At 67.8% G+C, this 22,427-nt stretch carries 21 protein-coding genes and 1 pseudogene; 14 read left to right on the top strand and 8 right to left on the bottom strand.

What is annotated here, in order from left to right; translation table 11 throughout:
• The first annotated feature begins 78 nt into the window (after positions 1-78).
• Positions 79-558 (top strand): thioredoxin-dependent thiol peroxidase, encoded by a 480-nt coding sequence (bcp, locus tag GXK59_RS00495; RefSeq protein WP_160663468.1) that lies wholly within the window; start codon positions 79-81, stop codon positions 556-558.
• Positions 559-568: 10 nt separating this feature from the next.
• On the opposite strand, the gene GXK59_RS00490 is transcribed toward bcp, so the two are convergent.
• On the bottom strand, positions 569-1,417 hold the full coding sequence (locus GXK59_RS00490) for a class I SAM-dependent methyltransferase (RefSeq protein ID WP_160663466.1): 849 nt from the start codon (positions 1,415-1,417) through the stop codon (positions 569-571).
• Positions 1,418-1,515: 98 nt separating this feature from the next.
• Between GXK59_RS00490 and GXK59_RS00485 the strand changes: the two genes are divergently transcribed.
• The 3 genes from GXK59_RS00485 (at position 1,516) to purM (ending at position 4,768) form a co-directional block, all read left to right on the top strand.
• Complete coding sequence (locus GXK59_RS00485; protein WP_160663464.1) at positions 1,516-1,860, top strand: hypothetical protein; 345 nt, start codon at positions 1,516-1,518, stop codon at positions 1,858-1,860.
• Positions 1,861-1,925: 65 nt separating this feature from the next.
• Positions 1,926-3,608: an amidophosphoribosyltransferase gene (gene purF, locus GXK59_RS00480; RefSeq protein WP_160663462.1), complete on the top strand. Its 1,683-nt coding sequence runs from the start codon at positions 1,926-1,928 to the stop codon at positions 3,606-3,608.
• Positions 3,605-4,768 (top strand): phosphoribosylformylglycinamidine cyclo-ligase, encoded by a 1,164-nt coding sequence (gene purM, locus GXK59_RS00475; protein ID WP_160663460.1) that lies wholly within the window; start codon positions 3,605-3,607, stop codon positions 4,766-4,768. Before purF ends, purM begins: the two co-directional genes overlap by 4 nt.
• 81 nt (positions 4,769-4,849) lie before the next feature.
• Here the strand turns inward: purM and GXK59_RS00470 are convergent, their stop codons facing one another.
• Both GXK59_RS00470 and GXK59_RS00465 read right to left on the bottom strand, forming a co-directional pair.
• A complete protein-coding gene (locus GXK59_RS00470) occupies positions 4,850-5,632 on the bottom strand; it encodes a VOC family protein (protein ID WP_160663458.1) in 783 nt (260 codons plus the stop codon).
• 230 nt (positions 5,633-5,862) lie between these two features.
• On the bottom strand, positions 5,863-6,096 hold the full coding sequence (locus tag GXK59_RS00465; protein WP_024364970.1) for a DUF3073 domain-containing protein: 234 nt from the start codon (positions 6,094-6,096) through the stop codon (positions 5,863-5,865).
• Positions 6,097-6,719: 623 nt separating this feature from the next.
• Between GXK59_RS00465 and GXK59_RS00460 the strand changes: the two genes are divergently transcribed.
• Complete coding sequence (locus GXK59_RS00460; protein ID WP_160663456.1) at positions 6,720-7,277, top strand: septum formation family protein; 558 nt, start codon at positions 6,720-6,722, stop codon at positions 7,275-7,277.
• 98 nt (positions 7,278-7,375) lie between these two features.
• On the opposite strand, the gene clpB is transcribed toward GXK59_RS00460, so the two are convergent.
• Positions 7,376-10,045, bottom strand: coding sequence for an ATP-dependent chaperone ClpB (clpB, locus tag GXK59_RS00455; RefSeq protein WP_160663454.1), 2,670 nt, complete (start codon positions 10,043-10,045; stop codon positions 7,376-7,378).
• A gap of 565 nt (positions 10,046-10,610) precedes the next feature.
• On the opposite strand from clpB, the gene GXK59_RS00450 reads away from it, so the two are divergent.
• The 6 genes from GXK59_RS00450 (at position 10,611) to GXK59_RS00425 (ending at position 16,701) form a co-directional block, all read left to right on the top strand.
• Entirely contained in the window at positions 10,611-11,669 is a 1,059-nt protein-coding gene (locus GXK59_RS00450; RefSeq protein ID WP_160663452.1) for a LacI family DNA-binding transcriptional regulator, read from the top strand.
• 190 nt (positions 11,670-11,859) lie between these two features.
• Positions 11,860-13,107, top strand: coding sequence for an MFS transporter (locus GXK59_RS00445; protein ID WP_237393716.1), 1,248 nt, complete (start codon positions 11,860-11,862; stop codon positions 13,105-13,107).
• An 85-nt stretch (positions 13,108-13,192) separates the two neighbouring features.
• Entirely contained in the window at positions 13,193-13,957 is a 765-nt protein-coding gene (locus tag GXK59_RS00440; protein WP_160663450.1) for an SDR family oxidoreductase, read from the top strand.
• 44 nt (positions 13,958-14,001) lie between these two features.
• On the top strand, positions 14,002-14,934 hold the full coding sequence (locus GXK59_RS00435; RefSeq protein WP_160663448.1) for a 3-keto-5-aminohexanoate cleavage protein: 933 nt from the start codon (positions 14,002-14,004) through the stop codon (positions 14,932-14,934).
• A 4-nt stretch (positions 14,935-14,938) separates the two neighbouring features.
• Positions 14,939-15,928, top strand: coding sequence for a glycerate kinase family protein (locus GXK59_RS00430; protein ID WP_160663446.1), 990 nt, complete (start codon positions 14,939-14,941; stop codon positions 15,926-15,928).
• A 284-nt stretch (positions 15,929-16,212) separates the two neighbouring features.
• Positions 16,213-16,701, top strand: a complete 489-nt coding sequence (locus GXK59_RS00425; protein WP_160663444.1) for a carboxymuconolactone decarboxylase family protein — start codon at positions 16,213-16,215, stop codon at positions 16,699-16,701.
• A gap of 177 nt (positions 16,702-16,878) precedes the next feature.
• On the opposite strand, the gene GXK59_RS00420 is transcribed toward GXK59_RS00425, so the two are convergent.
• From GXK59_RS00420 to GXK59_RS00405, 4 genes are read right to left on the bottom strand one after another with little or no spacing between them, the layout of a single operon-like run.
• Entirely contained in the window at positions 16,879-17,928 is a 1,050-nt protein-coding gene (locus tag GXK59_RS00420; RefSeq protein WP_160663442.1) for a sulfate/molybdate ABC transporter ATP-binding protein, read from the bottom strand.
• Entirely contained in the window at positions 17,925-18,776 is an 852-nt protein-coding gene (locus GXK59_RS00415) for an ABC transporter permease (RefSeq protein WP_160663440.1), read from the bottom strand. The genes GXK59_RS00420 and GXK59_RS00415 overlap by 4 nt, the downstream gene beginning before the upstream one ends.
• Positions 18,777-18,782: 6 nt before the next feature.
• On the bottom strand, positions 18,783-19,553 hold the full coding sequence (modA, locus tag GXK59_RS00410; protein ID WP_160663438.1) for a molybdate ABC transporter substrate-binding protein: 771 nt from the start codon (positions 19,551-19,553) through the stop codon (positions 18,783-18,785).
• Positions 19,550-19,960, bottom strand: coding sequence for a TOBE domain-containing protein (locus tag GXK59_RS00405; protein WP_160663436.1), 411 nt, complete (start codon positions 19,958-19,960; stop codon positions 19,550-19,552). Before GXK59_RS00405 ends, modA begins: the two co-directional genes overlap by 4 nt.
• 232 nt (positions 19,961-20,192) lie before the next feature.
• Between GXK59_RS00405 and GXK59_RS20535 the strand changes: the two are divergent.
• From GXK59_RS20535 to GXK59_RS00395, 3 genes and pseudogenes are all read left to right on the top strand, one after another.
• Positions 20,193-20,411: pseudogene (locus tag GXK59_RS20535) on the top strand (FAD-binding oxidoreductase); the annotation flags it as partial.
• A 28-nt stretch (positions 20,412-20,439) separates the two neighbouring features.
• Positions 20,440-21,129 carry a BBE domain-containing protein gene (locus GXK59_RS00400; protein ID WP_237393715.1) on the top strand — a complete coding sequence of 230 codons (690 nt, stop codon included), beginning with the start codon at positions 20,440-20,442 and terminating at the stop codon, positions 21,127-21,129.
• 90 nt (positions 21,130-21,219) lie between these two features.
• On the top strand, positions 21,220-22,413 hold the full coding sequence (locus GXK59_RS00395) for an AI-2E family transporter (protein WP_160663434.1): 1,194 nt from the start codon (positions 21,220-21,222) through the stop codon (positions 22,411-22,413).
• Positions 22,414-22,427: the final 14 nt, after the last annotated feature.

Raw genomic sequence — 22,427 nt, 5'->3', positions numbered from 1 at the left:
CCCCGGAATACCGGGTCGGGTCCGGTGGTTGTGCCACGGAACAACGCATTTCCAGTCAACAGACCCCGAAGGATCCCCATGAGCCCCAACCCGACCATCAAGCTCCAGCCCGGAACCCCCGCCCCGGAATTCACGCTTCCGGACGCCGCGGGACACAAGGTCTCGCTGGCCGACTACCGCGGCAAGAACGTCATTGTGTACTTCTACCCGCAGGCCGCCACCCCGGGCTGCACCACCGAGGCCTGCGATTTCCGCGACAACCTGGCCTCCCTGCAGGGTTCCGGCTACGAGGTGCTGGGCATCTCCCCCGACGCCCCCGAGTCGCTGGCGCACTTCACCGGCGACTTCGCGCTGACTTTCCCGCTGCTCGCCGATGAAGACCACGCCGTGGCGCTGGCCTACGGCGCCTGGGGCGAGAAGCTGGTCAACGGCGAAGTCACCGAAGGGATCGTCCGCTCCACGGTGGTCCTGGACCCCGAAGGCAAGGTGAAACTGGCGCGGTACCAGGTCAAGGCGCAGGGCCACGTCGCCGCGCTGAAGGAAGAGCTGGGCGTGTAGGACAGCGGCGTTAGGGCCGAGTCCCTGCCACGATGGTGGCCGTTGAACGGAGCCTGATGGCGCCGTCGTGTTCGTAACGGACCAGCAGTTGGAAGACGTCGGAGCGGATCAACTCGCGGGATTCCCGGTCGGCCCTCGCCAGCCCCACCCCCACGGTGGTTGCGATCTCGGTCATGAACTCCCAGTAGAGGTCCGGCGACGCCTGGACCAGGTCCGTGCTGACTTTCCGCTCGCTGACATCGACCAGTCCCGCCTCGGTGAAGACCCGGGCCATAAACCCCGGCGCAGCGCAGCGGAACAGCCCGGGTGCGCCCGTCGACGGCACCGGCAGTTCGGTATGGCGGGCGATGGTGCCGAGGATCAGTGTGGCCCACGGGTTCTCTGCGGCCCGGCCCCAGACGGCGGAGCTGATCCGCGCACCCGGCTTGGCGACACGCACCATTTCGTCCACCGCGGCGGACACTCCGGGGAAGAACATCAGACCGAAGCGGCAGAGGACCGCGTCGAAGCTGCTGTCGCCGAAGGGCAGGGCGGCGGCGTCGCCGACGGCGGTGCGCACGTTCGCCAGCCCGCGGGCTGCCGCCTTTTCCGATGCAACCCGCAGCATCCCCTCGGAGAGGTCCAGCAGGACGACGCTGCCGCGCGGCACGAGTGCTGCCGCCGTGAGGCCCGGTTCGCCCGTGCCGGATGCAACGTCAAGGACGGCGGAGTCCGGGCGGAGCCGTGCCTCCTGGATGACGGCGTCGCCGAAGGGGGCGTGCCAGCCAAGCACTTCGGCGTCCCATTTTCGCCAGCCTGCGGAGAATTCATCCCAGGTGCTGCGTTGCTGGTCCCTGATCCGCTCCGCTGAGGCTGACATGGCGCTCCCCTTGGCTGTTCCGTGCCCTCCCCCAACCCCTAGTGTGCTCCCGCCGCCCCGGCGGTAGCAATGGCTGCCGGGGCAGTAGGCTTAACGGCATGTCTACCCCCGAAAACTCCGGCACCGCAGGCGAGCAGCACGTCCCCGAACGGCGCCAGGTCACCGTGCGCCGGGCGCCGAAGTACGTGCCGTTCCTGGTCCTGGGCGGGCTCCTGGGCTTTGCCGTGGCGGCGTTCCTCGCCTACGGCCTCCCGGGCGATGAAAGCTACGACGCCGGTGCCGTGTTCGGTTTCTTTATGATCCTGTGCGGCGCGGGCGGCGTCATCCTGGGCGGCCTCGCCGCGCTCATCCTGGACCGCCTGAGCGTCCGCCGGGCCAGGCGCGCCGTGGTCGAATCCGTTCCCGATTCGGTGCCCGATCCTGAGGATCAGCCGGGGGCCTGAGCGGGCCGCAGGTCATAAACCGGCCGCCGGGAAAGTCCTAGCGCACAACGTGAGATAATCGACCAGTGGCACGCGGCGATGGAAAACTTTCTCATGACCTTCTCTCTGGCGAAAAAGGCCCTCAGGACGCATGTGGCGTCTTCGGGGTCTGGGCTCCCGGTGAAGAGGTTGCAAAACTCACCTATTACGGGCTGTATGCACTGCAGCACCGCGGTCAGGAGTCGGCTGGTATAGCCACCAGCGACGGCAAGCGGATCAACGTCTACAAGGACATGGGACTCGTCTCCCAGGTCTTCGACGAGACGACGCTCAACACCCTGACCGGGCACCTGGCCGTCGGCCACTGCCGCTATTCCACTACCGGCGCGAGCCACTGGGCCAACGCGCAGCCCACCCTGGGCGCGACCGCGACCGGCACGGTGGCCCTGGCCCACAACGGCAACCTGACCAACACCGCCGATCTCAAAGCCATGATCGTGGACCGCAACGGCGGCCAGCTCACCGGCGAAATGAAGCAGGGCAACACCTCGGACACCGCCCTCGTCACCGCCCTGCTGGAGGGCGAAGAGGGCAAGTCGCTCGAACAGACCGCCATGGAACTGCTGCCCAAAATCAAGGGCGGCTTCTGCTTTGTCTTCATGGATGAAGGCACCCTCTACGCGGCCCGCGACACGTATGGAATCCGTCCGCTGTGCCTGGGCCGGCTGGAGCGCGGCTGGGTGGTCGCCTCCGAGCAGTCCGCCCTCGCCACCGTCGGCGCCAGCTTCATCCGCGAAATCGAGCCCGGCGAGTTCATCGCGATCGACGAGGACGGCGTCCGCTCCCAGCGCTTCGCCGAAGCGACGCCGGCCGGCTGCGTCTTCGAATACGTCTACCTCGCCCGTCCGGACGCCTCCATTGCGGGCCGCTCCGTGTACGAGTCCCGCGTGGAAATGGGCCGCCAGCTGGCCCGCGAAAACACCCAGGAAGCGGACATCGTCATCCCGGTGCCGGAGTCCGGCACCCCCGCGGCCGTGGGCTACGCCGAGGAATCCGGCATCCCCTTCGCACACGGCTTCGTCAAGAACGCCTACGTGGGCCGGACGTTCATCCAGCCCTCCCAGACCCTCCGCCAGCTCGGCATCCGGCTCAAGCTCAACGCCCTTGAGTCCGTGATCCGCGGCAAGCGCGTGGTGGTGGTGGATGACTCGATCGTCCGCGGCAACACCCAGCGCGCGATCGTCCGGATGCTCCGCGAAGCCGGCGCCAAGTCCGTGCATATCAAGATTTCCTCCCCGCCAGTCAAGTGGCCGTGCTTCTACGGGATCGACTTCGCCTCCCGCGCAGAGCTGATCGCGAACGGCACCACCGTCGAGGAGATCACCCAGGCCATCGGCGCCGATTCGCTGGCCTACATCTCCGAGGACGGCATGATCGGCGCCACCCAGCAGCCGCGCGAACGGCTGTGCACCGCCTGCTTCACCGGCAAGTACCCGATCGAGCTCCCGGGAGCGGACAAGCTCGGCAAGAACCTGCTGGAACGCACGGATCTCGGCAGCCATCCCGCGGCCGGAGACGCCGCCCTTGGTGCCGCAGCGACGCAGACTGCCGCCGAGGCCGCCGCGGGCATCAGCGCTGACGACGATCCGGCCGAAAAAGTCGGCGCCACCGGCTGCGATCCGGGCCCGGACGCCGAATACGAAGAATTGCTCACCGCTGACGATCGCATTGATCGTTCCATTGCTGCCGACAAGAAAGAGCCCGTATGACTCCCGCCTCCCCGGCCGCTGACATGAACGCCGCCCAGAACGCCGTCGGCATCACCTACGCCTCCGCCGGCGTCGACGTCGAAGCGGGCGACCGCGCCGTAGAACTCATGAAGGACGCCATCAAGGCGACCCACAACTCCTCGGTGGTTGGCGGCGTCGGCGGCTTCGCCGGCCTGTACGACGTCTCGAAGCTGCTCACCTACAAGCGCCCGCTGCTGGCGACCTCCACCGACGGCGTCGGCACCAAGGTCGCGATCGCGCAGGCCATGGACATCCACGACACCATCGGCTTCGACCTCGTCGGCATGGTGGTCGATGACATTGTGGTGGTCGGCGCCGAACCGCTGTACATGACCGACTACATCGCCTGCGGCAAGGTGGTCCCGGAACGCATCGCGGACATCGTGCGCGGCATCGCTGCCGCCTGCTCCGTTGCCGGCACCGCTCTGGTGGGCGGCGAAACCGCCGAGCACCCGGGGCTGCTGGGCGAGCACGAGTACGACGTCGCCGGTGCCGCCACCGGTGTTGTCGAAGCCGCCGACCTCCTGGGCCCGGACCGTGTCCGCGCCGGCGACGTCGTGATCGGCATGGCCTCCTCCGGGCTGCACTCCAACGGCTACTCCCTGGTCCGCCGCGTCATCAACCACGCCGGCTGGGCCCTGGACCGCCACGTCTCCGAGTTCAGCCGCACGCTGGGCGAGGAACTCCTCGAACCGACCCGCGTCTACGCGGCCGACTGCCTGGACCTGGCCCGGACCTTTCCGGTGAACTCCGCCCACGGCGTCCACGGCTTCAGCCACGTCACCGGCGGCGGCCTCGCCGCAAACTTGGCCCGGGTCCTGCCGCAGGGCCTGCTGGCCACCGTGGACCGCGCCACTTGGCAGCTCCCGGCGATTTTCCGGCTCGTGGCCGAGCTGGGCAACGTCCCGCTGGCCGACCTGGAGCGCACGCTGAACCTGGGCGTGGGCATGGTGGCGATCGTCTCCCCCGAAGCCGCTGACGCCGCCGTGAACCGCCTCAATGAACGCGGACTGCCGGCCTGGGTCATGGGCACTGTGGAGGAAAACTCCGACTCGGTGGTCAAGACCGGCCCGGATTACGTGCAGGGCGCCAAGGGTGTCGACGGCGGCGCCGTCCGGCTGGTCAACGCCTACGCCTAACCCTCATCGAGTGCTCCACAAGTGCCTTTTTGAAGCTTCAAAACGGCACTTGTGGAGCACTCGATCTGTGTTTAAGCCGGCCTAGACCTCCAGCACGCTGAACACACCGCCCTGCGGATCCTCGAGGGTGGCGATGGTGCCGGCGTCCTCGAGCTCGTCCGGTTCGATCAGGACCGTGCCGCCGGCAGCCACGGCCGCTGCGACTGCGTCGGCGACGCTGGACACCCCGAAGTACACCTGCCATCCCGGCTTGAGGGTGCCCTCGGCGTCCGCCGGGACCGCGGCGATCCCGGCCACCTCCGCGCCGTCCACCACAAGCGTGGTGTACCGGCCGCCGTCGTCCTGCGGGTATTCGGTCACGTCGTGCCCGAAGAGCTGCTGGAAGAATCCGACGGCGGACTGCGGCTCGGGCGTGAGCAGTTCGGCCCACGCCAGGGCACCGGGTTCCCCGCTGCGGGCCGCGCCGAAGTGGCTTCCGGCCTGCCAGGCGCCGGTGGTCCCTCCCCCGGGCGGGGCGAAGAAGACCATCACGCCGGTGCCGCCCACCGCCTCGGGACCGAACTCGAGGGTTCCGCCGGCGTGCACCAGGTCGGCTGCGAGCTCCCCGGCGTCGGAGGATGCGAAGTACACGTTCCATTGCCCGGGCGCGCCGGCGGCCTGCTGCTGCGGGTTCTGCGGCGCGATCACGGTGACCAGGTCCCCGCCCAGGAAGGCCTGTGCGTAGCTGCGACCGTCCGGGGTGGGCCGGTCCTCGTACCGCCAGCCGAAGACCGCGGCATAGAACGCCTTGGCCGCCGCGACATCACTGGTCTGAAGGTCCGTCCAGCAGACCTCGCCCTCGGTGAACTCGGTGCGAATGGTCATGGCAATCCTTCCGTAACTTTCGAGGGGAGGGCCGGGTGGAACCGGCAGTTTCAACCTAGCTTGAGGGCCCGGCCGGGACAACTTCGCGGCACGTGCTGGCGGACGGGCCGGGCCAGTATCCGGGCAGCAGAAAACCCGCCGTCCACCCCCGTACTGGGAGCGGCCGGCGGGCCTGAAATCATGTGGTCGGCAATCCGCTAACGGAAGGGCATGCCGGAAAGAAGTGTCGACTAACCTATCCGACGGGAATCTACCTCGTCGTCGTCCTCTTCCACATCGTCCGCGTACTTGTCCACATAGGCCGAATAATCCGGCTCAACAGGCTCATTCGAAAACCGACTCGGTGCACGAACCTCGGAGCTCTTGAGCTCACGCTGAAGCGCAGTGTAGTCAGTGTTCGGGGAATAGTACTTAATATCCCGAGCCTGCTTGGTAGCTTTTGCCTTTTGACGGCCGCGCCCCATGGCGTGACCCCCTTTTGTACTCGGACCGGAGGTGGTCACCATTGGCGTTAGTGAGGCCCCGGAATGTTTGGTCAATTTGTCGTACACCTAGATTACATGCTTTCAGCGGTAACTGCTCCCCGGGACGGCCGCCGTGGACAGTGTTGCCCGCATCCCGACCCCGGACAGTCCCCCGGCGGCACGCGGGCCGCCCGGCATCTTAGATAGAGTTCCGTAGTGGGTTCCCGGAAACGGGCCCCTCCGCCGGGCGTCCAGCCCCGGCAAAGACGCACGGAAGTGGTGAATTCTCAGTGACCGAAGAGAACGAAAGGCCCGGCGACGCCGGCACGCCTGGTGTTCGCCCTGCCGGTGGGCCCGGCGACCGGTCAGCCCCAGCTGTCCCGCCTGCCGGACCGTCCGTTCCCCCGAAACCGTCGACGCCGCCAACGTCCGCGACGCCGGTTGCGCCGCCGCCCGTTGGTCCGCCTGTGGCGCCGCCGACGACGCCGGTTGCGCCGCCGCCCGTCCGCCCGTCAGTCCCGCCGGTCATCCGGTCCGACGCCGGGCGGCCCGGCTCACGCCGCCGCCGGGGTACCCAGGACGCCGCGGGGGCAGCCGGCGCCGCACTCGCGGGAGCCGGCAAAATGGCTGCGGAAAAAGCAACCCAACTGGGCGGCTGGGTCCGCCGCCAGGCTCCGGCGCGGATCGGCGCCGCGGTGGCCGCCGTCGTCGTCCTGGGTCTGCTGATCTGGTGGCTGAGCTCGCTGGGCGGCAGCGCCAAGCAGCCCGCGGCGGGCACCTCCCCCGCCACCTCTGCGACGTCGTCCGCGACCGCCAGCCGGGGGCCCCTTCCGCTGGAAGGGGTGGGCCCGCTCGACTTCCGGCTCGGCGACTGCTTCAGGGATTTCGACCCGGAAGCGCCCACGTCCACGGTGGTCGACTGCACCACCGGCCACTCGGCCCAGCTGGTCGCAATCGAGCATTACGCCGACGGGGACTCCTACCCGGGCCGGGACCCGCTCAAGCAGAAGGCCCTGGACGCTTGCAAGGCCGCGCCCCTGACCGAGAAGCAGTCCGCCTATGTGCTGGGCTACAAGCTCGCGTACCCAAGCTCCACGAGCTGGGACAACGGCGACCGCCGCGTCGACTGCTATGTCACCGCGGACACCGGAAACGTCATCATGGAATCGCTGATTCCCTAGGGGTCGCCCGAGCGGTTCAGCCCCACAAGAACTGCCAGCCGGAACCAGGTCCGGCTGGCAGTTCTTGTCTAAGGCTCGTGCCTGAGGCCGCGGGGCTGCTACTCCTTGCGGCTGACGGAGAGTCCGCTGCCGGTGGAGGCGCCGCCGTCGGGCCGTTCAGACGCCTGGGCGCCGCCCATGGTGAGCTCCGTGAGGTCCGGGGCGGTGTCCACCAGCACGGTGTCGCCGTCGGTGATCTCGCCGGCCAGGATGGCCTTGGCCAGCCGGTCGCCGATTTCACGCTGCACGAGGCGGCGCAGCGGCCGGGCGCCGTAGGCCGGGTCGAAGCCGGTCACCGCGAGCCAGGCGCGGGCCCCCTCCGTCACTTCGAGGTTGAGCCGGCGGCCCTTGAGGCGTTCGCCCAGCTCCTTGACCTGCAGCTCCACGATCCGGGACAGCTCCTCGACGCTCAGCGGGTCGAACAGCACCACCTCGTCGAGCCGGTTCAGGAACTCGGGCTTGAAGGAGGCATGCACGGTGGCCATCACGGCCTCGCGCTTGGCGTTCGCGTCCAGGGTGGGGTCGACCAGGAACTGGCTGCCCAGGTTGGAGGTCAGGACCAGGATCACGTTGCGGAAGTCCACGGTGCGGCCCTGGCCGTCGGTGAGGCGGCCGTCGTCGAGTACCTGCAGCAGGATGTCGAACACCTCGGGGTGGGCCTTCTCCACCTCATCCAGCAGGAGCACGGAGTACGGACGGCGGCGGACAGCCTCGGTCAGCTGGCCGCCCTCCTCGTAGCCCACGTAGCCGGGAGGCGCCCCGACAAGGCGGGCCACGGAGTGCTTCTCCGAGTATTCGGACATGTCGATCCGCACCATGGCGCGTTCGTCGTCGAAGAGGAAGTCGGCCAGGGCCTTCGCCAGCTCGGTCTTGCCGACGCCGGTGGGGCCGAGGAACAGGAAGGAGCCGGTGGGCCGGTTGGGGTCGCTGATCCCCGCCCGGGCGCGGCGGACGGCGTCGGACACCGCGGTGACGGCCTTGGACTGGCCGATCAGCCGCTCGCCCAGCACATGCTCCATCTCGAGCAGTTTCTGGCTCTCGCCCTGCAGCATACGTCCGGCGGGGATGCCGGTCCAGGCGGAAATCACCTCAGCGATGTCGTCGGCGGTGACCTCTTCGGCCACCATGAGGTCCTGTTTGGCCCCGCCGCCGGCCACGCGGGCCGACTCCGCTTCGGCGGCTTCATTGAGTTCCCGCTCCAGGGCGGGAAGTTCTCCGTACAGGATCCGGGAGGCGGCCTCGAGGTCGCCTTCGCGCTGGAATTTCTCGGCGGCGGAACGCAGTTCGTCGATCCTGGCCTTGAGGTCGCCGACGCGGTTCAGGCCGGCTTTCTCTGCCTCCCAGCGGGCGTTGAGCCCGGCCAGCTCCTCTTTTTTGTCGGCCATGTCGGCCCGGATGGCGGCAAGCCGCTCCACGGACGCGGGATCGGTCTCGTTGGCCAGGGCCAGTTCCTCCATGGTCAGGCGGTCCACGGAGCGGCGCAGCTGGTCGATCTCCTCCGGGGCGGAGTCGATCTCCATGCGCAGCCGGGAGGCGGCCTCGTCCACGAGGTCGATCGCCTTGTCCGGCAGCTGCCGGCCGGAGATGTAGCGGTTGGAGAGCGTGGCGGCGGCGACGAGGGCGGAGTCGGCGATGGCCACCTTGTGGTGCGCCTCGTAGCGTTCCTTGAGTCCGCGCAGGATGCCGATGGTGTCCTCGACGCTCGGCTCCCCGACGAAGACCTGCTGGAAGCGGCGTTCCAGGGCGGGGTCCTTCTCGATGTTCTCCCGGTACTCGTCCAGGGTGGTGGCACCGATCAGCCGGAGCTCGCCGCGGGCCAGCATGGGCTTGAGCATGTTGCCGGCGTCCATGGAGCTGTCCCCGGACGCGCCGGCGCCGACCACGGTGTGGATCTCGTCGATGAAGGTGACGATCTGGCCTTCGGAACCCTTGATTTCCTCCAGGACGGCCTTGAGCCTCTCCTCGAATTCGCCGCGGTACTTGGCGCCGGCCACCATGGAGGCGAGGTCCAGGGCGATCAGGGTCTTGCCGCGCAGGCTTTCGGGGACGTCCCCGGCGACGATCCGCTGGGCGAGTCCTTCGACGACGGCGGTCTTGCCGACGCCGGGCTCGCCGATGATGACGGGGTTGTTCTTGGTCCGGCGGCTCAGCACCTGGATGATGCGGCGGATCTCGGCGTCGCGGCCGATCACGGGGTCCAGCTTGCCGGAGCGGGCAATCGCGGTGAGGTCGGTGCCGTACTTCTCCAGTGCCTGGAAGCTGTTTTCGGGGTCGGCGTTGTCCACTTTGCGGTCGCCGCGGACGCCCGGCAGGGCGGCGAGGAGGGCCTCGTGGGAGGCTCCGGCGTCGCGCATCAGCTTCCCGACGGCGTCGCTTCCGGACGCGAGCCCCAGCAGCAGGTGCTCGGTGGAGACGAAGGAATCGCCGAGCCGCTCGGCCTCGTTCTGGGCATTCTTGATCGCCTGCAGGGCCGTGCGGGACAGCTGTGGCTGCTGCACCGAGCTGCCGGACGTGGACGGCAGCGCCTTGATGGCGGAGCTGGCCTGGACGCTGACGGAATCCGGGTCCGTGCCGGTGGCGCGAAGGAGTGCGACGGCGACACCCTCGCGCTGGTCCATCAGCGCCTTGAGCAGGTGGGCGGGTTCGAGCTGGGGGTTACCCGCCGTCGAGGCGTTCATGGCGGCTGCCGCAAGAGCCTCCTGGCTCTTGGTGGTGAATTTGGCGTCCAAAGAGAGCTCCTTCCGGGAACATGCTGATATTAAAGTTGAGTCTACTCCGCTCAACTTTGCATTGGGTCCCTTTGCCTCCATGTTTGCCCACAGCGAAACGGCTGTCTAGGGCCGGAGTCCTCCCGGGGCATCTGGCCCGTCCCCGGGGGACATGCCCTCCGGCCGCATGAACTACTGGACATAATCCCGATATGCTCACTCGCCAGGCTCAGGACTGGGCATGTCCCCGCGGATTGGGCGCCAAGAATGGGCATGTCCTCCGCGAGCGCAGGCTGCCGGCTGGCCCTGGACTGGACATGCCCCCAAGGACTGCCCGGCACGAGTGCGCATACCCTCCGTCCGCGCGGGCCACTGGACATTGTCCTAATATGCCCACTCGCCAGGCTCAGGACTGGGCATGTCCCCGCGGATTGAACCGCACGACTGGACATGTGCCCGGCGGGGCGGCGGGTCACGCGCGGGCTCGCGATGGCTGGAAAATCACTTAACGTTGCTTAACACTCGAGCGGCTCCCTAATGTAACTGAGGTCACAAGGGCCGCGAACGACTCGGAGGGAGGCCGGATATGCAGGAACACACCACCAACGTCGTTGCAGACCGGCGCATCCCGCCGGTGTCTGCCGCCGCCGTTGCCCGCGCCGCTGGCGTTTCCCCGGCGACGGTGTCCTACGTTCTCAACGGCAAGGGCGGCGTCTCGCTGGAAACCCGCCGCCACATTAACCACGTGGCAACCGAGTTGGGCTTCAGGCCCCGTAAGTCCTCGCAGTCCACCGACGTGCAGCGGACCCGGGTAATCGGCCTGATCCTGCCGAACATCATCAACCCCATGTTTCCACGCTGGGCGCAGGGCGTCATTTCGGCCGCAGCCGAGTCCGGCTACGAGGTCTTCGTCGCTACCACCCAGGACGATCCGGACGTACTGGCCCAGGTCACCGCGACCCTCGCGCACCGCAATGTGGACGGCATCATCCTGGCCGCGTCCCTCCGGGACGATGCCACCGCGCTCCGGACCCTGAGGTCAGCCCGGATTCCCTATGTCTGCCTCTCACGGCGCGCCGACTTCCTGGACTCCGATTTTGTTGGGATCGACGACGACGCCGCGGCAACGATGCTGATGCAGCACATGCTCAGCCACGGTTTTTCCGAAATCGCAACAGTGATCGGCCCGCGGTTCTCTACCGCTTCGTTGGCCCGCGAACAGGCTTTCGTCCGCACCGCCGCCGCTGCGGGCATAACCATCAGCGGAGACCGAAAGATCAGCACACGCGTCAACAACGAGGGCGGCCGGCTGGCCGCCGAGCGCCTGTTCTCCGCAGGGACACCGCCGCAGGCCGTTGTGTGCGGGAGCGATGAACTGGCCATTGGAGTCATGGAATACGCCCTGGCCCGGGGACTTCGCATTCCCGAGGACGTGGCCGTCGCCGGCTGCGACGGCCTGCCCCACAGCCGTTCCGGACTCATCAACCTGACCAGCATTGTCCAGCCGCAGCAGGAAATGGCCCACGAAGCCTTTGCCATGCTGCTCAAACGCATCGAAGCGCCCTCCGGCACGTACACCTCGAAGGTGTGCCTGCACCGCCTGCATATCGGGCGGACCTGCGGCTGCACGCCGACCGGCCGATAGCCCCGCCCCTTCACCACACGTCCCGCCAGCCACCCTGGCTCCTCCCGGCTGCCCGACCTCCTGGCTGCCCGCTGTTCCTGACCACCTACCCTGACCACCTATTCAAGGACGAAGACCCATGTCAGTTGTATCCGCACCAACGAAGATGCGCACACCAAAGGAAATTAACGGTGTAATCCTCCGCAGAGTCATGCCACTCCTCATCGGCGCCTACATCATGGCTTTCCTGGACCGCACCAACATCGGCATGGCCAAGGACCGGCTGGAGATCGACCTGGGCATCTCCGCCACCGCCTTCGGCATTGGAGCCGGGTTGTTCTTCCTGACCTATGCCCTCTCGGAAATCCCGTCCAACCTGATCATGCACAAGGTAGGCGCCCGCTTCTGGATCATGCGGATCATGATCACCTGGGGCATCATCTCCGCCTGCATGGCCTTCGTGCAGGGCGAATGGTCGTTCTACATCATGCGGATGCTCCTTGGCGTGGCCGAGGCCGGGCTCTTCCCCGGGGTTATGTACTTCCTGACGCAGTGGTTCGTGGTCAAGGACCGGGCGAAAGCCAACGGCATGTTCCTCCTCGGCGTATCGATCGCCAACATTGTCGGAGCACCCCTCGGCGGGCTGCTGCTCACCCTGGACGGCCTCGGCGGCCTGCACGGCTGGCAGTGGATGTTCATCATCGAAGGACTCCCCGCCTGCCTCCTCGCCTACGTTGTCTGGAAGAAACTCCCGGACCGGCCAACCCAGGCAACGTTCCTCACTGCTGAGGAAGCCACCGACCTCGAAGCCCGCATTGCCGCTGAAGAAAAGGCGGGCGCCGAAGCGTCCGGCAACCACCGCCTCCGCGACATCCTCAAGGACAAGCAGATCCTCCTGGTGGTCGGCATTTACTTCACGCACCAGATCGCCGTCTACGCCCTGTCATACTTCCTACCCTCCATCATCGGCACCTACGGCAAACTCAACCCGCTGCAGATCGGCCTGCTGACGGCCATTCCGTGGATCTTCTCCGCCGCCGGCGCCCTGCTGGTTCCCCGGTTCGCCACCGACGGCCGGCGCTCCCGCCTGTTGGTCACGGGAACCATGATCGGCATCGTCTCCGGCTTCGCCCTCGGCGCCGTCGGCGGTCCAGTGCTTGGCATGATCGGCTTCTGCCTCGCCGCCTTCAACTTCTTCGCCCTGCAGCCGATCCTGTTCACCTACCCTGCCACCCGGCTCACCGGAGCTGCCCTCGCCGGCGGCATCGCCTTCGTCAACACCATCGGCCTCTGCGGCGGATTCCTCGGCCCGTACGTCATGGGACTCATGCAGGACGCCACCGGTTCCAAGCTCTCCGGGCTCTGGTTCATCGTGGGCATGTGCATCATCGGCGCCCTGCTCTCGCTGATGCTCAAGCGGGGCACGGAAAAGCCCCAGCTCGCCCCCGCTGCCCACTAAAAACAGTTCCCGCCAGACACTCGAACCGACTTTTCTGCTGGCGTGCGCCAGCAGAAACGGTCCACCCCAACGCAAGGAAACGTTCATGGATTTCAGCTCAAAACGAGTGCTGGTCACCGCCGGAGCCAACGGCATCGGCCTGGCAATCGCCACCAAGTTCCAGGAGCTCGGCGCCGCCGTCTTCGTCACGGACATCGACCCGGACGCCGTCGAGAAGGCCCGCGTCAACGGCCTCGCCGCCGCCGTCAGCGACGTCTCCGACGAGGAACAGGTCCGGGCCCTCATGGCCGTCGTCCAGACAGAGCTCGGCGGCCTGGACATCCTGGTCAACAATGCCGGCATCGCCGGGCCCACCGGGCCCCTCGAATCGCTGGACACGGCCGCGTGGAAGGCGACCTTCGACGTCAACATCCATGGCCAGTTCTTCTGCATCAAGCACGCCCTGCCCATGCTCCGGCAGGGCGTGGACGCCTCGATCGTCAACCTCTCCTCAGCGGCAGGCCGGCTGGGCATGGCCGGGCGCAGCGCTTATTCGGCATCGAAATGGGCCGTCGTCGGGCTCACCAAGACCCTCGCGATCGAACTCGGCCCAGACCGGATCCGCGTCAACGCGATCTGCCCCGGTGCGGTCAACGGCCCCCGGATCGACACGGTCATCGCGGCCAAGGCACAGATGCTGGGCCTGCCTCAGGACCAGGTCGCCGAGCTCTACCACAACCAGTCCTCACTGGGACGGCTGATCGAAGCGGAGGACATCGCCAACATGGCCGCCTTCGCCGCCAGCGACATGGCCCGCAACGTCAACGGCCAGGCCCTGGCTGTTGACGGCAACACCGAGAAACTCTACTGATCCAGCCCACCGGAAGAATTTCGACTCAATTTAGGAGACTTCACATGGCTGCTGCTCGCAAAGTCATCATCACCAGCGCCGTCACAGGCGCCATCCACACCCCGTCCATGTCCAAGTACCTGCCCGTCTCCCCCGATGAGATCGCCGACGCCGCCATCGGCGCCGCCGAGGCGGGCGCCGCGATCGTGCACATCCACGCCCGCGATCCCCGGGACGGGCGGCCCTCACAGGACCCGGAGCACTTCGCTCCTATCCTGGACAAGCTCAAGCGCAACACCGATGCCGTCATCAACATCACCACCGGCGGCTCCCCGCACATGACCGTGGAAGAGCGCATGCAGCCCGCGGCCCTGTTCAAGCCCGAGCTGGCGTCCCTCAACATGGGGTCCATGAACTTCGGCCTCTACCCGATGCTCGACCGCTTCACTGAGTTCGGCCACGAGTGGGAGCGGGAAGGACTCGAAAAGAGCCGCGACCTCGTCTTCAAGAACACATTCCAGGACATCGAGACCATTCTGGGCATTGGCAACGAAAACGGCACACGCTTCGAATTCGAGTGCTATGACATCTCGCACCTGAACAATCTCGCGCACTTCCACGCCCGCGGCCTCGCCAAGGGACCGTTGTTCGTGCAGTCGGTCTTCGGCCTGCTCGGCGGGATCGGCGCCCACCCGGAGGACCTCATGCACATGCGCCGCACCGCGGACCGGCTCCTCGGCGAGGATTACGCCTGGTCGATCCTGGGCGCCGGGAAAAACCAGATGCCGCTGGCCACGATTGGTACAGCCATGGGCTCCCACGTCAGGGTCGGCCTCGAGGACTCGCTCTGGATTGGACCGGGACAGCTGGCAACCTCCAACGCCCAGCAGGTCTCCCGGATCCGCACCATCCTTGAGGCCCTCAACTTCGAGATCGCCACCCCGGACGAGGCCCGGGAAATGCTGCAGCTCAAGGGCCGCGACAAGGTCGGTTTCTGAACCGATGAACATCCTGGTTGCCCCGGACAGCTTCAAGGGGACCTTCACCGCCGTCGAGGTTTCCCGGCACATTTCGGCCGGGATCCGCTCCGCCGGAGGCAATGCGATCGAGCTGCCGGTGGCCGACGGCGGAGAGGGAACCTTCGGCGTGCTGGTCCGGGGCCTCGACGCCCGGCCGGTCCGGGTCAGCACCGTCGGCCCGTGGGGTGACGCTCTGACAGCGGAGATCGGCCTGACGGCCGACGGGACAGCCGTCGTCGAGCTTGCCGTGGCCAGCGGGCTCAATCTCCCCTCCCGCGGGGAGAGGGACCCGGTGACGGCCAGCACCTACGGCACCGGCGTGCTGATGGCGGAGGCCGCCCGGCTGGGGGCATCCCGGCTCCTTGTGGCGTCCGGTGGTTCTGCCACAACCGACGGCGGCGCCGGCGCCATCGCTGCGATCGAGGAACTCGGCGGACTGCGCGGCGCGGAGGTGGTCGTGCTGAGCGACGTCACCACCCGGTTCGGCGATGCCGCGCGCGTCTTCGGACCGCAGAAAGGCGCTGACCCCGCCACCGTGGAAATGCTCACCGCCCGACTGGAGCGGCTGGCCGAGACCTTCCGCCGCGAACATGGCCGCGACCCGCGCACCGTCGACCGGACCGGAGCCGCCGGGGGATTCTCCGGCGGCCTGTGGGCCCGCTACGGGGCGGCGCTGGTCTCCGGCGCGGACTACGTGCTGGATCTCCTCGACTTCGACCTGCACCTCGCCGCCTGCAGCGCCGTCGTGGTCGGAGAGGGTCGCTTGGATTCGCAAACCGGCCAGGGAAAGATCATTGCGGCAATTCTCGCCCGGTGCGGCACGACGCGCATTCACGCCGTCGTCGGCTCCGTTGGCTCCGACCTGGGAGACTACGGCGGCAACTTCGACGACGTCATTGTGGCCAGCGACGCGGCCGCGCTGGTGGCCGCCGGGGCCAGCCTGGTCCGTCCCACGGGACATGCCCTCCACTAGCCGCGGACACTGGACATAGTCCCAACATGCCCAGTCGCGAGGCCCAGGACTGGGCATGTCCTCCCTGGCGGGCCCGCCAACCCGTTAAACCATCTCGACGGTCGGCTCCCCCAAGGAGCCGACCGTCGAATGATGGGGGCTGGTCCGATGTCGGCGGACCAACTCCGTGGAGCGGTCGAAGGAACCGCTCCTGCAGGGTATTTCGCTATATCTGCATCTTGTCACACATGTGACAAAATTATCACGTAGTTGTTCTGGTGTTTCTCGTGGGTAGTCTTTTGACCATGGATGAGACAGCGCCTACGCAGCACACCACCCGATCCGTCTTCCTGGACAAGGAGCACCCGGCCGCGTGGCGGGCCCTGAACGGACTCGGCCTGAAAGCCAAGGAGGCCGCGGAAGAGGCCGGCATTGACCGGACCTTGATCGAGCTGCTGAATGTCCGCATCTCGCAGATCAACGGCTGCGCGTACTGCCTGGACCTGCACGTGGGCGACGCCGTAAAGAACGGTGAATCCGCCCAGCGCCTTGCCGTCCTCCCGGCCTGGCGGGACACCGGCCTCTTCACCGAGAAGGAACGCGCTGCCCTGACCCTGGCCGAGGCCATCACCAACATCTCGGACGCCACCGCCCGCGAGCACGAGGGCGCCGCCGCCAGGAAACACCTCACGGACGGGGAGTTCTCCGCCGTCAGCTGGCTGGTGATCACCATGAACGCGTTCAACCGGGTCTCGATCGTCAGCCAGCACCCGGTCCGCAAGGACCGCGGCTAGCCTGCCCGGCCCGGTACGCGGCTTCGCGTCCGTGACGCGCATTCCTACCTGCGACGCGGTTTCGCGTCCGTGACGCGCTCGAACGCTACCGACAGGGGAATACCCGGTGCGCCAGCCCTTTCGCGCGTCATGGAAAAATTGGCGCCGCGGGAATGGCCGGATACCTTTTTGACGCCGTCACGCCGGGTAGATCGACACCGCCGCAGCCTTGACCACGAAGTAGACGCCCAGGCCCGGCGCGAGACCCAGGTCCGCGGAGGCGGCCGGGGTCACGTCCGCGGACAGCTCGCCGGCGCGAACCCGGATCTGGTCGCCGTGCGGCTCAAGGTCCGTGACTGTGACGCGGAACGAGTTCCGCGGACTGCCGTGCGCCTCGCTCAGGAACACTGACACGGCCGACGGCGGGAACGCAGCCACGCCGGCCTGCCCGGCAACCAGCGGCGCGTCGTGCTGACCGACAAGCTCCAGGCCCTCGGCCGTCCGGATCCCGGCGGACGTCACGGTTCCCGAGACGAGGTTCAGCCCGGCCAGCCCCGCGGCGAAGCGGCTGCGCGGCCGCCGGAGGACCTCACGGGTGGGGCCGTCCTCGGTGATCCGGCCCTCCTCCATCACGATCACCCGGTCCGCGAGCATGTAGGCATCCAGGACGTCGTGGGTGACGATGATGGCACGCCGCCCGGCCAGCACCCGCTTGAGCAGCCGCCGCAGCAGCGGAGCCGCATGGATGTCCAGGGCGGACAGGGGCTCGTCCAGCAGCAGTACCTCCGGATTCACGGCCAGGGCCCGTGCCGCCGCCACGCGCTGCGCCTGACCGCCGGACATGTCCCCCGGCCGCCGGTCGGCGAGGTCGGCGGCATCGACCTCGGCCAGCCAGCGCCGGGCGGTCTCCCGGGCCTCACGCTTGGGTACCCCCGCGCTCCGGGGCCCGAAGGCCACGTTCTCGAGCGCGCTCAGGTGCGGAAACAGCAGGGGGTCTTGGGACAGCAGGGCGGTTCCGCGGCGGTGCGGCGGAGTCCAGGTGTGCACTTCCCCGGCAAGGTCGAACAGCACCCGGCCGTTCACCTCGGCCCGGCCGGTGTCCGGGCGGAGCAGCCCCGCGATCACACCGAGCAGGGTGGATTTTCCGGCCCCGTTCGGGCCGAGCACGGCAACGGTCTCGCCCGGCGCCAGGCTCAGCGAGACCTCAAAGCGGCGGGCGGCGACGGCGGCGTCGAGCGTGAACGTCATGCCGAGACCTGCCCCGGTGTGCCCGCACCGATGGCCGCCTTGCTGCCGGACCCGGCAGGCCCCGGGCCGCGGTAGGAGAGCCCGACGACGACGACCGCCACCACGACCAGCAGCAGGGACAGCGCGACGGCGGAGTCGGCGTCGGTCTCGCGCTGCAGGTAGATTTCCAGCGGAAGCGTGCGGGTGACTCCCTGCAGGCTCCCGGCGAACGTGAGCGTGGCGCCGAATTCACCCAGGCTCCTGGCGAAGGACAGCACGGCCCCGGAGGCGAGCCCCGGCAGGACCAGCGGCAGGGTGACGCGGCGCAGCACGGTGGTGGGGCGCGCGCCGAGGGTTGCGGCGACGGCCTCGTAGCGGCTTCCGGCCGAACGGAGGGCGCCTTCGAGGCTGACCACGAGGAACGGCAGGGCCACGAACGTCTGGGCGAGGACCACCGCCGTCGTCGAGAACGCGATCTGGATGCCGGCGATTTCGAGGCTCCGGCCCAGGAGGCCCTGGCGGCCGAAGGCGTAGAGCAGCGCGATGCCACCCACGACCGGGGGAAGGACGAGCGGCAGCAGGACGAACGAACGCAGCAGCCGCTGGCCCGGGAAGTCGCCGCGGGCCAGCACCAGCGCCAGCGGCACCCCGAAGAGCACGCACAGGACTGTGCTCGCGGCGGCGGTGCGGAGGCTCAGGCCCAGGGCCGTGAGGGACGATTCGGAGGTGACCAGGGGGATGAACTGTGGCCAGTTGACCCGGGCAACCATGGCCGCGAGCGGCAGCAGCACAAACAGCGCCCCGGCGGCGGCGATGGCCATGACCCAGCGTGGGATCCCGGTGTAGGCGCTGTCCCGTCGGCGTCTCATGCGGCGCTACGGGGTTCCGAAGCCGGCGGCACTGAGGAGTTTCTGGCCCTCGGGGCCCGTGACCGTTGCAATGAAGGCGGCCGCCAGGTCCTTGTTCCTGGCCGTCCGTACCGCGGCGATCGGGTAGGTGTTGACGGCCTTGGCCGCCTCGGCGAACGGGACTTCCTTCACCTTGCCCCCGGCTGTCCGGACGTCCGTGACGTAGACCAGCCCGGCGTCGGCCTCTCCCGAAATGACTTTGCCCAGGACATCGGTGACAGACGATTCCTCACTCACCGGCGTCAGGGTGATGCCGGTTTCCTTCTCGACCGTCGTCGCGGCGGCGCCGCAGGGAACCTGGGCGGCGCACATCACAACCTTCACCCCGGGCCCGGCGAGGTCGGCGAAAGAGCCGATCGACGCCGGATTGGCCCGGGGCACGGCGATGGTCAGCACGTTGGTGGCGAAGTCCCGGGACGATCCTTCCACAAGCGCGGCGTCGGAGAGCTTGGCCATGTTCCTGGTGTCGGCGGAGGCAAACACGTCCACCGGTGCGCCCTGGCTGATCTGGGTGGCCAAATCGGAGGACCCGGCGAAGCTGAGCGTCACCGTGGTTCCCGGGTTCCTGGTCTCGAACTGCTCGGCGAGCGCCGTGAAGGGTGCCTTGAGGGACGCCGCGGCGAAGACGGTGAGGGTCTTGCCGGCGCCGCCGTTTCCGGCAGGCGCGGCGCAGCCCGCCAGACCGGCGGCAACGATTCCCGCCGCCAGCAGGGCGGCCGCCCTGAACGCGGGGATCATATGACGCCCTTGCCTTTGGGGGTCTCAATGATCACCGTCGTGGCCTTGACGACGGCGGTGGCGACCGAGCCGAGCTCCAGGCCGAGGTCCCGCACGGCCTCGCTGCTCATCAGGGACACCACCCGGAACGGCCCGCACTGCAGTTCCACCTGGGCCATGACGGTGTCGGCGGTGATCGCGGTGACGAGGCCGACGAAACGGTTGCGGGCCGAGCTGCCCGCCCTGGCCGGGTCATCGGGAAGCTGGGCCTGCTCCCGGGCGAGCCGCGCGAGTTCCAGCCCGTCCACGGCGAGGCGCCCGGCGTCGTCCTTGTGCGGGGTCAGGCTTCCGTTCTCGGTCCAGCGCCGGATGGTGTCATCACTGACGCCCAGCAGCCGGGCCGCCTCGGAAACGCGAATATTAGGCATAGGGACACTCTAACCCGCATCTACGGATCTGGAGCTGGTATTTGGGCGCAAACTCGAAACCGCAGAAGCCCACCCGGCAGCTTCTCCATACCGATTCCCGTAGCTTGGTCGCCGCCATTGGACCTAAAATCTTTGCGAGGGGTGGAGCCTCGGTCGCCCAAGGAGCAGCGCCATCAAATGGGTCAGGCCGGAGAACCCGGACTGCGACGAAACACGCAAACTTTTCAACGCGATGATCGACCGGCGCCCGGCCGTCATCGCCCAATGTGCGGACCCGGGCGAGGTGGCCGAGGCCCTGCAGCATGCCAAGGACAACAGCCTGGCCGTTGCCGTCCGCGCGGGCGGGCATTCCGTTGCCGGTATGTCGACCAATGACGATGGTTTGGTAGTTGACGTCCGGCCAATGAAGTCAATCTCGGTGGACCGGGACAACAAGACCGTGACGGTGGGAGTCGGCGTGACGTGGGGCGAGTTCGACCGTGCCACGCAGGAACACGGCCTCGCATGCCGTGGGCACCGCCCTGGTCTTCCTGACGGCACCGCCCGAGCCGTTCGTTCCAGCCGGGATGGTGGGGAAACAAGCAGTGGGGCTCGCGTATCTCCACGCGGGAGACCCCGACGACGCTGCGGAACACGCTGCGCCGTTCCGGGACCTGGGCCCGGCCGTGGATCTCGTCAGCGAAATGAACTATGCCGATTTCCAGTGCATGATCGACGACCCGCCAAACCTGTACAACTACTGGAGCGCCGACTATCACGACGAGTTGCCGGACCCCGCCCTGGACGTGCTCGTGGAGTCAGCGCAGAACCTGCCGGGCCCCCACTCCCAACTTCTGGTTGCCAGCTGGGGCGGGGCGGTGGCGGGGCCGGCGGCCGCCCAGACACCTTTGCAGAACCGCAACGCCAAGTGGGTCTCGCACCCGTTCGGGCTGGAGGAAACACCGGAAGGCGGCCAGGTGGCGAAGGCCTGGGTGAAAAAGTTCCGCCAGGACATCTCCCCCTATGCCACGGGCGGCGTCTGGCTGAACTTCGTCGGCGACGAAGGCCAGGACCGGGTCCGGGCGGCCTTCGGCGAGGAGAACTACAACCGGCTGGCCCGGGTGAAACGGGACTTCGATCCGGAGAACACGTTCCGCGGCAACCAGAATATCCGGCCCGCCGCTTCCTGATAACCGGGCCAGTCCCCCGGGCTTGCACCCTCCGGCTGTGAGACGGTTGGTAAGTAGCATGACCATCCGACAGTGGGAGAGAAACACAGCATGGGCAGTCCGGAAAAGACAACACCCTGGGGCGACAGCCTGGGCCGCGCCAGCATCAGGACCGCTCAGGTCCTCCTGCTGCTGGTCCTGTCAGTGGTGGTGGTCTACGCCCTGATCCAGGTGCGCCTCGTGGTGATTCCCGCACTGCTGGCCCTCATCCTCGCCGCCGCGATCGCACCCTTCGTCCACTGGCTGCGCCGCCGGGGCTGGCCCAGCACCGCCGCCACCACAGTGTCCTTCCTCGTGCTCCTGCTCGCGTTCGGTGCGGTCATCACCGGAATCGTCTTCGCCGTCATGAGTCAGGCCGACCAGCTGGCCAGCAAGGCCACGGAGGGCTTCGACCGGGTCTACGCCTTCATCCGCACGGGCCCCATCCCCGTCGATGACCAGCAGATCCAGCAGGCGCGCGACGCCGTCGTTGACTTCGCCACCAGCAGCACCGTTGGCGCGGGCGCCATCTCCGGGCTCAGCGCGGCCGGCAACTTCATCACCGGCGCCCTCCTGATGGCGGTGATCCTGTTCTTCTTCCTGAAGGACGGCGAGAGCATCTGGGCCTTTGTGCTGCGGGCGTTCAAAGGCAGGAACCTGGTGAAGGCACGCCGCGCGGGGGAGCGAAGCCTCAACGTGCTCGGCGGCTACGTGCGCGGAACCTCCATCGTGGCCCTGGTGGACGCGTTTTTCATCGGCCTCGCGCTGGTTGTCATGGGCGTTCCGCTCGCACTGCCGCTCGCCGCACTGACCTTCATCGGAGCCTTCATCCCACTGATCGGCGCCACCCTGGCCGGCATCCTCGCCGCGCTTGTCGCCCTTGTCGCCAACGGCCCGTTCGCGGCCCTGATCGTCATCATCGTCGTGATCGTCGTCAACCAGCTGGAGGGCAACTTCCTGCAGCCGGTGGTGATGGGCCAGGCGCTCAACGTGCATGCCCTCGTCATCCTGCTGGCCCTCACCGCTGGCACCATCCTCGCCGGCATCATCGGTGCGATCCTGGCCGTTCCCCTCGTGGCGGTGGGCTGGGCCGCGATCAAGGCCTGGAACTCCGGGGATGACATCACCCCGGAGGCCATCGCGGAGGCCGAGCATGAGACCCGGTTGAACGAAAGGGGCGAAGGGGTGCGCTCCAAGCCACAGCGTGCACGGACCTGGAAGGAAGAGCAGTCCGACACCGCGGCCGTTGACGCCAGCCAGGGCTGATGCGCCGCCGGATT

The organism is Pseudarthrobacter sp. ATCC 49987, from assembly GCF_009928425.1.
GTDB lineage: Bacteria > Actinomycetota > Actinomycetes > Actinomycetales > Micrococcaceae > Arthrobacter.
The sequence above is the reverse complement of the archived record's forward strand: the minus strand, read 5'-3'. Positions and strand labels throughout refer to the sequence as shown.

Bases quoted from the DNA above. Each gene is read 5' to 3' on its own strand.
- GXK59_RS00470 (WP_160663458.1), bottom strand. From the start codon at position 5,632: ATGACCATTCGCACCGAGTTCACCGAGGGCGAGGTCTGCTGGACGGAC.
- GXK59_RS00420 (WP_160663442.1), bottom strand. From the start codon at position 17,928: ATGACGTTCACGCTCGACGCCGCCGTCGCCGCCCGCCGCTTTGAGGTC.
- GXK59_RS00395 (WP_160663434.1), top strand. From the start codon at position 21,220: ATGGGCAGTCCGGAAAAGACAACACCCTGGGGCGACAGCCTGGGCCGC.
- GXK59_RS00435 (WP_160663448.1), top strand. From the start codon at position 14,002: ATGGCTGCTGCTCGCAAAGTCATCATCACCAGCGCCGTCACAGGCGCC.
- GXK59_RS00485 (WP_160663464.1), top strand. From the start codon at position 1,516: ATGTCTACCCCCGAAAACTCCGGCACCGCAGGCGAGCAGCACGTCCCC.
- GXK59_RS00465 (WP_024364970.1), bottom strand. From the start codon at position 6,096: ATGGGGCGCGGCCGTCAAAAGGCAAAAGCTACCAAGCAGGCTCGGGAT.
- GXK59_RS00460 (WP_160663456.1), top strand. From the start codon at position 6,720: ATGGCTGCGGAAAAAGCAACCCAACTGGGCGGCTGGGTCCGCCGCCAG.
- modA (WP_160663438.1), bottom strand. From the start codon at position 19,553: ATGATCCCCGCGTTCAGGGCGGCCGCCCTGCTGGCGGCGGGAATCGTT.
- GXK59_RS00405 (WP_160663436.1), bottom strand. From the start codon at position 19,960: ATGCCTAATATTCGCGTTTCCGAGGCGGCCCGGCTGCTGGGCGTCAGT.
- bcp (WP_160663468.1), top strand. From the start codon at position 79: ATGAGCCCCAACCCGACCATCAAGCTCCAGCCCGGAACCCCCGCCCCG.
- purM (WP_160663460.1), top strand. From the start codon at position 3,605: ATGACTCCCGCCTCCCCGGCCGCTGACATGAACGCCGCCCAGAACGCC.
- GXK59_RS00490 (WP_160663466.1), bottom strand. From the start codon at position 1,417: ATGTCAGCCTCAGCGGAGCGGATCAGGGACCAGCAACGCAGCACCTGG.
- GXK59_RS00445 (WP_237393716.1), top strand. From the start codon at position 11,860: ATGCCACTCCTCATCGGCGCCTACATCATGGCTTTCCTGGACCGCACC.
- GXK59_RS00440 (WP_160663450.1), top strand. From the start codon at position 13,193: ATGGATTTCAGCTCAAAACGAGTGCTGGTCACCGCCGGAGCCAACGGC.
- GXK59_RS00430 (WP_160663446.1), top strand. From the start codon at position 14,939: ATGAACATCCTGGTTGCCCCGGACAGCTTCAAGGGGACCTTCACCGCC.
- GXK59_RS00450 (WP_160663452.1), top strand. From the start codon at position 10,611: ATGCAGGAACACACCACCAACGTCGTTGCAGACCGGCGCATCCCGCCG.
- GXK59_RS00415 (WP_160663440.1), bottom strand. From the start codon at position 18,776: ATGAGACGCCGACGGGACAGCGCCTACACCGGGATCCCACGCTGGGTC.
- GXK59_RS00425 (WP_160663444.1), top strand. From the start codon at position 16,213: ATGGATGAGACAGCGCCTACGCAGCACACCACCCGATCCGTCTTCCTG.